Consider the following 10,744-nt stretch of genomic DNA (forward strand, 5'->3'; position numbering starts at 1 on the left):
GGGGTGGTGCTGCTCTTTTCTGACCCCTGCCGCCCCCATAATAAAACACCCACAATGCTTTTTTATTTTTGGGGCGGCCCCCCCCGCGGCCCCCCCCCCCCCCCCACGGCAGTTCGTTCAGACGCAGTTCGTTCAACTCAGATTCCAGTCGACCGGATCAGCTCCGAGTCCGGTCAAGAGCTCGTTCGCACGACTGAACGGACGCGAACCGAAGAAACCGCGCGAAGCCGAAAGTGGTGACGGATGCGCGGATTCGATGATCGGTGTGTCGCCGAGCATCGGCGCGAGAGTAGCCGCGTCGCGACCCCACAAGATCGCGACCATCGGTGACGATCGCGCGACCAGAGCGCGAATGGCCTGCTCGGTCACCGGTTCCCAGCCCTTCTTACGATGCGAAGCGGCTTGACCCGGCTGCACGGTGAGAACGCGATTGAGAAGCAGCACACCTTGTTTCGACCACGGAGTCAGATCGCCGTTCGACGGTATCGGCAATCCGAGATCCTGGTGATATTCCTTGTAGATGTTGCCGAGGCTTCGCGGCACCGGACGCACGTCCGGGGCGACCGAAAAGCTCAACCCGACAGCATGACCGGGCGTCGGGTAGGGGTCTTGACCGACGATGAGCACTCGAACGTCGTCGAACGGATTCGTGAACGCACGCAAGACGTTCTCCCCCGCCGGCAGATACTCTCGCCCCGCAGCGATCTCTTCACGCAAGAACGTGCCCATCGCGGAGATCTGCTCCGACACCGGTTCGAGTGCCCGCGCCCACCCTGGATCGACGATCTCTGCAAGCGGCGCCATCAGTCGAGCCTGCGCAACGCGTCGCGGTAGTACGCCGCATTGGCTGCGTACATCTTGACGTTGCCGTCGAGGTGACCGAGCGGAACCTCGTATCCCGCACGAACCTTGGCGGGCACACCGAGCGCCATGCTGCGCGGCGGAACCTGCATCTTGTTAGCCACCACCGCACCAGCGGCGACGATCGACCCCGTACCGATCACCGTTCCGTTGAGGACCACGGACCCCGATGCGATCAAGCAGTTGTCTTCGATGGTCGAACCTTCGATGTGTGCGTTGTGGCCCACGACGCAACCCGAACCGATGACGGTCGCATCGATTGCAGTGCAATGGATGACGGTTCCGTCCTGGATATTCGATCCGAGACCTACCGAAATGGTTCCGTAGTCACCACGCAACACCGCTTGCGGCCAGATCGAGGTGCCCGCCGCGAGAGTCACGGCGCCGATCACCACCGCGTCCGGGTGGACGTATGCGTCCGGATGTATGTCCGGAACTCTGTCTCCAAGTGCATATACAGCCATGAAAGCAACCTATACCGCAGTGGTGCCGGTGGTCGAAAAGCTGTGCCAACCCCCACCGCTCTCGCGAAGAGAACCGTCGACGGAGACACCGGAACCTGCGACGACCTCACCGATCACGGTCCATCCCGACGGAATCTCGACCTCCGGTCCGAAAGTTGCTGCAAATCCGTGATCTTCACCACCGGACAAGATCCAGTGCAGCGGATCGACATCGAGCGCCTCGGCCGCCGACAAGACGTCTGCTGAGGTGGGAACCGCGGCCGACACGATGTCGCACCGTACGTGTGATGCCTCTGCGAGATGTCGAAGGTCCGCGATCAATCCGTCGGAGACGTCCGTCATCGAGTGTGCTGATTCTGCGGCGTCCCATGCCGATTGATACGGCGGATTCGGAACACGATGAGAGGCAAGTAAATCTGGAAAACTGCCGGTTTCGTCGAGCAGTTCGGTTTCGTCGAGCAGTAGTGCCAATCCCGCTGCCGAGCAACCGAACAGCCCGGCGACAGCGATCTTGTCACCAACCTTTGCACCCGAACGGAGAACTGCCGGACGGCCACCGAGATCGCCGAGCACAGTCACCGACACGACGATCACCGGCGACTGGACCAGGTCACCGCCGACCACACCGGCCCCCAGATCTGTTGCCGCGTCCCAGATCCCGGCCGAGATTCCGTCGACGAGGTCGACGGGAGTCGAGGGCGGGCACCCCAGCGACACCGTGAATGCCGTCGGCCTGGCTCCCATCGAAACCACATCAGCGGCGTTCTGGGCCACCGCCTTGCGGCCGACGTCCCGTGGCGAAGACCAGTCCACTCGGAAATGCCGGCCTTCGACCAACATGTCGGACGAGACAACCACGCGGCCGTCACCGGACGTCACGATCGCGGCATCGTCACCCGGCCCCAATTCGGTGGTGACCGGTTGGATTCGGCCGACCAGAGATCGCGCGATCACGTCGAACTCCCCCACCTGCTCGACAGTGGGCTGTGATTCGAACTCCGATGATGCAGTGAACTCCGATGATGCGGTGAACTCCGATGATGCGATGAGTGTCTCCAATGCCGACGCAATTCGCTCGTAAGCGGCCTGCGGTACCTTCTAGCTGTGGTCGTGAATGCTTCTGCAAGCTCACGCGTGTGTCGGCAATCCTACCGATTCACCGACGTGCCCTCAGAAGTGACAAGACCGCTGATCGACTGGACCAGGACCCGAGCGAAGAACAGAGCATGGCAGACAACACTTCCACCGCAGACAACGCCGACATCGACCCCGACGGCGAGGACGATCCGACCGAACGCCGCAGCCCGGCGCTGATCGCCACTGCCATCGCACTGCCGGTAGCCCTGATCGTCGGAGTGGTGATCGCAGCCGTCGTCGCGGGCAATAATCCTGAACTCTCGCCGGTAGCGCTGGGACCCGTACCGGCGCCGGCAGCCGAGTCGGAGGCCTGCGTTTCTCTCCTCGGCGCGCTTCCCGACAAGATCGACGACTTCACGAAAGCCGAGTTGGTGGAACCTGCCCCGGCCGGAGCAGCCGCGTGGCAGCGCAGCGAAGGTGAGCCGATCGTCTTGCGCTGCGGGCTCGATCGTCCGACCGAGTTCGACCAGGCGGCCGCGCTCCAGGTCGTGAACGGCGTCCAGTGGTTCCAGGTCTCGGGAACCGACATCGGTCTGGCGGCCAGCACCTGGTTTGCCGTCGACCGCGGTGAGTACATCGGCATCACGGTTCCCGACGGGACCGGCCCGACGCCGATTCAGGAGATTTCCGACACCATCACGGCGACTCTGGAGCAGAAGCCTCTCGACCCGGCGCCGGTCGCGGTTCCCTGATCAGCGAAGCCCGGCGCCGGTCGCGGTTCCCTGATCAGCGAAGCCCGGTGCCGCGAGCGACAGCGGTGTCGATCAGCGTCGAAATCAAAGTGCGGTAATCGATTCCGGTGGCGTTCCACATCTTCGGGTACATCGAGATGGAGGTGAACCCCGGCATCGTGTTGATCTCGTTGATCACCGGGCCGTTCGCGGTCACGAAGAAATCGACCCGCGAGAGTCCCTGGCAATCGAGTGCCTTGAACGCACGGACGGCCAGCTCTCGAATCTGGTCGCTCACCGACTCGTCGAGTAACGCGGGGATGTCGAATTCGCAGATGTCGTCGAGGTACTTGGTGTCGAAGTCGTAGAACGCGTCCGAATCGGCGTCGGAATCCGGCATCCGGATCTCGGCGACCACGCTCGCTTTGACGTCACCGTTCGGGAATTCGAGGACGCCGCATTCCACCTCACGGCCGATGATCGCGCCTTCGACGATCACCTTGGGATCGTGCAGGCGTGCATGAGCGATTGCCCCGTCCAGCCCCTCCCAATCGCTCACCCGCGTGATCCCGATGGACGAACCACCTCGAGCGGGCTTCACGAACACCGGAAGGCCCAACTCCGCCTTCTGCTCTTCGGTCAGCGTTGCGGTTCCCGGTCGAAGCACGACCTGCACTCCGACGGGAAGTCCTTCAGCGGCAAGAAGCTTCTTCGTGAACTCCTTGTCCATGCCGGCGGCGCTAGCCAGGACTCCGGGTCCGACGTACGGAACCCCGGCAAGTTCGAGCAGACCTTGAATGGTGCCGTCTTCGCCGTAAGCGCCGTGCAGGACCGGGAACACGACGTCGACCGATGCGAGCACCGCCCCGGCGTCAGTGCCGTCGAAGGAGATGACCTCGCCCTCGCGGGTGGGGTCCGCGCTGAGGACCACCGAGGTTCCGTCCTTGTCGACCGACGGCAGCGCTCGCCCACTGATCGCCAGGGAGCTGGGGTCGCTCGAACCGAGCACCCAGGAACCGTCGACGGTGATGCCGATCGGTACGACGTCGTACCGATCGGGGTCGAGGTTGCTCAGGACGCTTCCGGCGGAAACACAGGACACTGAATGCTCATTGCTCCGGCCACCGAAGATCACGGCCACGCGGGTACGGCTGCTGTTCACGCGTCAAACCGTACCGCCGAATCGACTTCGGCACGCGATCGGGCCGGACCGGAAATCATCGACGTGGTCCGTCTACGCGTCGAGTGCGCGCTCGATATCGGCCAAGAGATCGGCGGTGTCCTCGATGCCACAAGCGATTCGGACAAAACCCGCACTGACCGGATCGCCCCAGCGCGCACGGCGATCCGCCGTCGTGTGGATCCCGCCGAAGCTGGTGGCAGCCGTGACGAGAGCACTCGCGTCGACGAACGAGTGGAACGCCTGAGCTGTATCCAGCTCGACGCTCACCAATCCGCCGAATCGATTCATCTGACCGGATGCCGTTGCGAAGGACGGGTCACCGCGAAGACCGGGGTAACGAACGGACCGGACTGCTTTGTGACCTACCAACATCTCGGCCAGTGCAAGCGCGTTGTCGCACTGACGCCCGAATCGCAGTCCTGCCGTGCCGAGGCTCCGGTGCGCGAGCCACGTCTCGAAGGGTCCGAGCACCGTTCCCGAGAGGAGTCGCTCGCGCTCGATTCGCTGACCTACCGCCGCATCGGAGGTAGCGACGTAACCCATCAGGAGGTCACTGTGCCCGCTGAGGGCCTTGGTGCCGCTGGCCACCACGATGTCGGCACCCAATTCGAGCGGGCGCTGGCCCAGCGGTGTTGCAGTCGTGTTGTCGACGATCAGGAGCGCAGCCGAACGGTGGCACACGTCGGCGAGCACGCGAAGGTCGACCACGTCCAGCACCGGGTTGGACGGCGTCTCGGCGACGACGACCACGCGGCCCGGCGACGCCTCGATCAGATCCGCGAAGCTCGCATCGCCCATCTGCAGGGTCGAGACCTCCCGAACGGTGATCCCCAACGGCGCCAACCGTTCGTTCGCGTACAACCGCACCTGGTAGTACCCGTCCGCCGGCACGACGACCGTATCCCCGGTGACGAGCACGCTGCGCAAGGTCGCGGTGATCGCGGACATTCCCGAACCCATGACGAGTGCGTGGTCCGCTCCTTCGAGCGCCGCGAGCGCAGATTCGAGTCCGCGCCAACCTGGGTTCGATGCCCGAGCGTAGGTATCGGATTCGGAACCTTCGTCGGCCGAAAGTTGGTACGGCGCAGCGAATACCGGGCCGAGCTGCATCGGTTGACCCGCCACGTGTTCCCGCGCTACCGAGCTGACGCTGCGCGTCGAATCCCCGTAACCCTCGAAGTGACTCACACCGATTTCGCTCACTCCGGCTTGGTCCGGCGTCCGAGCAACTGACCGATTGCATCGCTGACGGCCATGCCTTCGTGGCATACCCGATGGACGGCGTCGGTCAACGGCATCTCGACGTCGTATCCGGCAGCGAGTGCGCGCACCGACGTGCACGACTTCACGCCCTCGGCGACCTGCCCGTTTGTCGCCTTCTGCGCCGACTCCATCGACCCGCCCCGTCCGAGCCGCTCGCCGAACGTCCGGTTTCGCGACAGCTCGGAGGTGCAGGTCGCGACCAGGTCCCCGACTCCCGCAAGACCGGCAAGTGTCGATGCCTTGGCACCGAGCGCAACGCCCAGACGAATCGTCTCGGCGAGCCCACGGGTGATGATGCTGGCAACGGTGTTGTCGCCGAACCCACTACCGGCGGCCATGCCGCAGGCCAGTGCAATCACGTTCTTGCACGCACCACCGATCTCGCAACCGATGACGTCGGAATTGGTGTACGGCCTGAAATAGCCGGTAGCGCAAGCGTCCTGGAGAGCGAGGGCACGCGAGGAATCCGAGCAGGCGATCACCGTCGCCGCGGGCTGCCCGCTGGCGATCTCGTGTGCAAGATTCGGACCCGAGAGCACCGCGACGCGCCCCGGTTCCACGCCGGTCACCGACACGATGACCTGACTCATGCGCATGAGCGTCCCGGTCTCGATCCCCTTGGCCAGACTCAGCAGAGTTGCATCGGGTCCGATCGAGCCCTTCCACTGCTCCAGGTTTCCCCGTAGCGACTGCGAGGGAACCGCCAGCACGATGAAGTCCGCGCCTGCCATCGCCTCCTCGTGGTGGTGGGTCGCGCGAATCGACGAAGGCAAAGCAATGCCTGGCAGATAGTCGCTGTTCTCGTGCGTGGTATCGATGCGCTTCGCGACCTCTTCACGCCTGGCCCACATCGTCACGTCGGTTCCGGCCTCGGCCATCACCTTCGCCAACGCCGTTCCCCACGAACCTGCGCCCAGTACAGCTGCCTTACTCACACGCTCACCCCGTCTACCCGGCGAAGCGGGTCGCCGCCAGAAAAATCGTCTGCACAGAGTATCGCCTGTAGCTCGCTGCGGTGGGCAGCCGCGGACACCAAGCGCGATGACTGGCAAGATCGAGGAATGGACAGCGCGGAACCCCCGTACCCACACGTCGTGGAGACGCCGCATGCGCACGCGGAGATCGAACGCCCCATGCATGCGATAGTTGCCGTCAAGTCCTTGAGATCGGCCAAGTCTCGCCTCGCGGACGAACTCGACTCGGACGCGCGGGCGGACCTCGTGTTGGCAATGCTTCACGACACCCTGTCCACTGTTGCCGCCGTCTCGGCTATCGACAGCGTCACAGTGGTCACCCCCGACCCGACGGTCGCCGCTCTGGCGTATTCCGCCGGGGTCACCGTCTATGCCGATCCAGCTCCCGACGCCGCACGAACCAACGGCGCCACATTGCGCACGGAGGAAACCCTCAACGCCGCGTTGAGCGCGGCGGCCGCCGATATCCGGGCCAAGCGCGGAGTGGTCGACCTCGTTGTGCTGCAAGCCGACTTGCCCGCCATGCAACCGAGCGAGTTGTCGGAGGCTGTGGTCGCGGCCCGAAGCGGCGGGCGTTCCGTCGTCGTCGATCACCACGGCACCGGCACCTCGGCACTCTTTGCGTGTGGCGAGAGCTCACTCGACCCTCTATTCGGCCCGGAATCCGCACGCGGACATACCAATTCAGGCGCACGACGACTGACCGGCCAGTGGCCAGGACTGCGGACCGACGTCGACACTCATGCCGACCTCGACACTGTGCGAGCACTGGGAGTAGGCCCAGCCACACTGGCTTCGTTGACCAGACTCAAGGCCGCGCCGTCGAACAGTCGATGAATTTTCTTTCATCGATTGTCGGACCGCGCGATTGTGGGGGATGATCGACGAGTGAGCAATGGCGAAGCACTCGAAAACCGTATTTCCGAAGACCAGTCGGACGGAGACCACAGCTCCGACCGACACGAGAACGGCGTGGCCGCCTCGACTCGATCTCAGGCCGTCGCGACTGCCACCAACATCCCGGGCGCTCCCCCTGCAGCTACCAAGGCAGAGCTACCCGAACTGCTCGTCGGACTCCCCGAGGATCGTTACCTCAACCGCGAACTCAGCTGGCTCGATTTCAATGCGCGCGTTCTCGCATTGGCCGCCGACGAGTCACTGCCGTTGCTCGAACGCGCAAAGTTCCTCGCCATCTTCGCTTCCAATCTCGACGAATTTTTCATGGTCCGGGTCGCCGGACTCAAGCGCCGCGACGAGACGGGCCTGTCGGTCAGGTCTGCCGACGGACTCTCCCCACGCGAACAATTGGCGCTCATCGCGCGCCGCACCCAGGAGCTCGCCGACAAGCACGCACACGTGTTTCTCGACTCGGTCCGCCCCGCGCTGGCGGCAGAAGGCATTTCGATCGTTCGGTGGGCCGATCTCAGCGCCGACGATCACGGCCGACTATCGGCGCATTTCCACGAGCAGGTCTTCCCGGTACTGACGCCGTTGGCGGTCGATCACGCCCACCCGTTCCCCTACATCAGCGGACTGAGCCTCAATCTCGCCGTCACCGTGAAGGACTCCGTCACCCGCGGCGAACACTTCGCTCGCGTCAAGGTCCCCGACAACGTCGGCCGGTTCGTGCGAGTCAAGAGCACGACATCTTCGTCCACCATCGATTCGTTCCTTCCAATGGAAGAACTGATTTCGGCTCATCTGGACGTACTGTTCCCCGGAATGGAAATCGTCGAACATCACGCTTTCCGAATCACACGCAACGCCGATTTCGAGGTCGAAGAGGATCGCGACGAGGATCTGTTGCAGGCACTCGAACGTGAATTGGCGCGTCGCCGTTTCGGTTCGCCCGTCCGACTCGAAGTCGCGGACGACATGACCGAGCACATGCTCGAACTGCTTCTGCGTGAACTCGACGTCGACCCGGCCGACGTGATCGAGGTGTCCGGCCTCCTCGACTTGTCCTGCCTCTGGCAGGTTTACGCCGTCGACCGGCCGGCACTCAAGGACGCTCCGTTCGTCCCGGCGACGCATCCGGCGTTCGGCGAGCGTGAGACGCCGAAGAGTGTGTTCTCGACCCTGCGCGACGGCGACGTGCTCGTCCACCATCCTTACGACTCGTTCTCCACCAGCGTTCAGCGCTTCATCGAACAAGCCGCCGCCGACCCGCAGGTGCTCGCGATCAAGCAGACCCTGTACCGCACTTCCGGCGACTCCCCCATCGTCAACGCACTGATCGACGCCGCCGAGGCCGGCAAGCAAGTTGTTGCCCTCGTGGAGATCAAGGCGCGCTTCGACGAGCAGGCCAACATCAAGTGGGCACGCAAACTCGAGCAGGCCGGCGTTCACGTCGTCTACGGTCTCGTCGGTCTCAAGACTCACTGCAAGACGTGCCTCGTCGTCAGGCGTGAGGGGTCGACCATTCGCCGTTACTGCCACATCGGCACCGGCAACTACAACCCGAAGACCGCGCGCATGTACGAGGACGTCGGATTGCTCACCGCAGCACCGGAGATCGGCGCGGACCTCACCGACCTCTTCAACTCGCTGACCGGATACTCCCGTAAGACGAGTTACCGCAACCTTCTCGTTGCGCCGTACGGGGTTCGCCGCGGGATCATCGAGCGGATCGACAACGAGATCGCTCACAAGCTCGCGGGCCGCGATGCCGGTATCCGATTGAAAGCCAACGCATTGGTGGACGAGCAGGTCATCGACGCGTTGTACCGCGCATCCAAGGCCGGTATCCCCGTCGAGATCGTGGTCCGCGGAATATGCGCGCTCAAGCCGGGGGTTCCGGGCCTCAGCGAAAACATCGAAGTACGTTCCATTCTCGGCCGGTTCCTCGAACACTCGCGAATGTTCCATTTCCGCTCTGCCGACGAATTCTGGATCGGCAGCGCAGACATGATGCACCGCAACCTCGATCGCCGCGTCGAGGTCATGGTGCAGGTCAAGGATCCGAAACTGTCGAAGCAACTCGGTGACATCTTCGATTCCGCGCTCGATCCCCGAACTCGCTGCTGGGTACTGCATCCGGACGGCAGTTGGGTAGCTGCCCCCGAACGCGGCGAGGACGTACGCGAGCATCAGCAGTCGTTGATGCGCAGCCGCACCTCCAGCGGGTCTTGACGGGCTCGGATCACACAATGAGCGACAAGCCGGTCAAAGCCAACATCTTTGCCGCAGGCGCGGTTCTGTGGCGGAAGGCTCCTGAGGATCCTTCCGCCATCGAGATCGCCGTCGTACATCGACCGAAGTACGACGACTGGTCATTCCCCAAAGGGAAACTCGACCCCGGCGAGACCTTCCTGACCGCGGCGGTTCGCGAGGTGCGCGAAGAGACCTCGATCACGGGACGTTTCGGCAGGCACCTCGGTGGCGTGACATACCCGATCCCGGGGCATCGCAAACTCAAGCGGGTCGAATACTGGTCGGCAGAAGCAGTCGACGGAGATTTCGGACCGAATAACGAAGTGGATGTTCTTTATTGGCTTCCGGTCGCCGAGGTCGCCGATCATCTTTCGTACCCGATGGATCGAATGATTCTTCGCCGCTTCGTTTCCATTCGGCCGGACACCAAAACGGTATTACTCGTCCGCCACGCAAAAGCCGGAAGCCGGAAGCGATACAAGGGCGACGACAATCTGCGTCCACTCGACGCCAAGGGCAAAGAGCAATCGGCCTCGTTGGTCGAGCAGCTGAAAATCTTCGGCGCCGATTCCGTTTTCGCGGCCGACCGTACTCGCTGCATCGACACGGTGATGCCGTTGGCGGAGGCATTGGGTGTCGAGATTTCTACGGAACCTCTTCTGACCGAAGAAGGTTATGCGGCCGATCCCGATGCCGCTCGGGCCCGTGCGTTGCAGATCGCCGCGCTGGAGGGCACACCCGTGATCTGCAGCCAAGGAGGCGTCATTCCCGATCTGATGCGCTGGTGGGCCGACACGGCCGGCGTAACACTGCCCTCTGCACGCAACCGTAAGGCGAGCACCTGGGTGCTCTCGTTCCTCGACGGCCGTCTTGTCGCGGCCGATCACCTCGACAGCCCGCTCCCCAAAGTCGCCAACTCCTGAGGGATTTGGGCAATCGGAGCCTGGGACCGATTCGGTAGTTTTGCAAAGCATTGAAACACAGGAGAATTCAGACTTCTCCGAGACAGCAAAAAGAGGTGCAGCCGCGGATTGAATC

General features: G+C 63.4%; 10 protein-coding genes. 4 read left to right on the forward strand and 6 right to left on the reverse strand.

The annotated features are described in order from the left end of the window. Positions 1-132: 132 nt before the first annotated feature. Genes ACFQ6H_RS29340 through ACFQ6H_RS29350 form a run of 3 tightly spaced genes read right to left on the reverse strand, consistent with a single transcriptional unit; the run spans position 133 to position 2,384 of the window. Positions 133-804 carry a uracil-DNA glycosylase gene (locus tag ACFQ6H_RS29340; protein WP_378650349.1) on the reverse strand — a complete coding sequence of 224 codons (672 nt, stop codon included), beginning with the start codon at positions 802-804 and terminating at the stop codon, positions 133-135. Further along, positions 804-1,325: a gamma carbonic anhydrase family protein gene (locus tag ACFQ6H_RS29345; RefSeq protein ID WP_378449565.1), complete on the reverse strand. Its 522-nt coding sequence runs from the start codon at positions 1,323-1,325 to the stop codon at positions 804-806. The genes ACFQ6H_RS29340 and ACFQ6H_RS29345 overlap by 1 nt, the downstream gene beginning before the upstream one ends. 9 nt (positions 1,326-1,334) lie before the next feature. Next, positions 1,335-2,384, reverse strand: a complete 1,050-nt coding sequence (locus tag ACFQ6H_RS29350; RefSeq protein ID WP_378650351.1) for a thiamine-phosphate kinase — start codon at positions 2,382-2,384, stop codon at positions 1,335-1,337. Positions 2,385-2,461: 77 nt separating this feature from the next. Between ACFQ6H_RS29350 and ACFQ6H_RS29355 the strand changes: the two genes are divergently transcribed. Next, positions 2,462-3,154: a DUF3515 domain-containing protein gene (locus ACFQ6H_RS29355; protein WP_378650353.1), complete on the forward strand. Its 693-nt coding sequence runs from the start codon at positions 2,462-2,464 to the stop codon at positions 3,152-3,154. Between the two features lie 34 nt (positions 3,155-3,188). Here ACFQ6H_RS29355 and ACFQ6H_RS29360 read toward each other — a convergent pair whose 3' ends face one another. The 3 genes from ACFQ6H_RS29360 to ACFQ6H_RS29370 form a co-directional block, all read right to left on the reverse strand. Beyond that, on the reverse strand, positions 3,189-4,295 hold the full coding sequence (locus ACFQ6H_RS29360; RefSeq protein WP_378650355.1) for a D-alanine--D-alanine ligase family protein: 1,107 nt from the start codon (positions 4,293-4,295) through the stop codon (positions 3,189-3,191). A 72-nt stretch (positions 4,296-4,367) separates the two neighbouring features. Next, positions 4,368-5,519, reverse strand: a complete 1,152-nt coding sequence (locus ACFQ6H_RS29365) for a cystathionine gamma-lyase (RefSeq protein ID WP_378650357.1) — start codon at positions 5,517-5,519, stop codon at positions 4,368-4,370. Then, positions 5,516-6,514, reverse strand: coding sequence for an NAD(P)H-dependent glycerol-3-phosphate dehydrogenase (locus ACFQ6H_RS29370; protein ID WP_019747941.1), 999 nt, complete (start codon positions 6,512-6,514; stop codon positions 5,516-5,518). The genes ACFQ6H_RS29365 and ACFQ6H_RS29370 overlap by 4 nt, the downstream gene beginning before the upstream one ends. Before the next feature lie 126 nt (positions 6,515-6,640). On the opposite strand from ACFQ6H_RS29370, the gene cofC reads away from it, so the two are divergent. The 3 genes from cofC to ACFQ6H_RS29385 all read left to right on the forward strand — a co-directional run bounded on the left by cofC (position 6,641) and on the right by ACFQ6H_RS29385 (position 10,629). Next, complete coding sequence (cofC, locus tag ACFQ6H_RS29375; protein WP_378650359.1) at positions 6,641-7,390, forward strand: 2-phospho-L-lactate guanylyltransferase; 750 nt, start codon at positions 6,641-6,643, stop codon at positions 7,388-7,390. A 135-nt stretch (positions 7,391-7,525) separates the two neighbouring features. Continuing rightward, on the forward strand, positions 7,526-9,685 hold the full coding sequence (locus ACFQ6H_RS29380) for an RNA degradosome polyphosphate kinase (RefSeq protein ID WP_378449575.1): 2,160 nt from the start codon (positions 7,526-7,528) through the stop codon (positions 9,683-9,685). Positions 9,686-9,702: 17 nt separating this feature from the next. Further along, the gene (locus tag ACFQ6H_RS29385) at positions 9,703-10,629 is read left to right on the forward strand and encodes a bifunctional NUDIX hydrolase/histidine phosphatase family protein (RefSeq protein WP_378650361.1); all 927 of its coding nucleotides are present in this window, start codon (positions 9,703-9,705) and stop codon (positions 10,627-10,629) included. Positions 10,630-10,744: the final 115 nt, after the last annotated feature.

This window comes from Rhodococcus sp. NPDC056506, from assembly GCF_042794945.1.
In the GTDB taxonomy this organism is placed as follows: domain Bacteria; phylum Actinomycetota; class Actinomycetes; order Mycobacteriales; family Mycobacteriaceae; genus Rhodococcus_F.

Bases quoted from the DNA above. Each gene is read 5' to 3' on its own strand.
- ACFQ6H_RS29340 (WP_378650349.1), bottom strand. From the start codon at position 804: ATGGCGCCGCTTGCAGAGATCGTCGATCCAGGGTGGGCGCGGGCACTC.
- ACFQ6H_RS29345 (WP_378449565.1), bottom strand. From the start codon at position 1,325: ATGGCTGTATATGCACTTGGAGACAGAGTTCCGGACATACATCCGGAC.
- cofC (WP_378650359.1), top strand. From the start codon at position 6,641: ATGGACAGCGCGGAACCCCCGTACCCACACGTCGTGGAGACGCCGCAT.
- ACFQ6H_RS29385 (WP_378650361.1), top strand. From the start codon at position 9,703: ATGAGCGACAAGCCGGTCAAAGCCAACATCTTTGCCGCAGGCGCGGTT.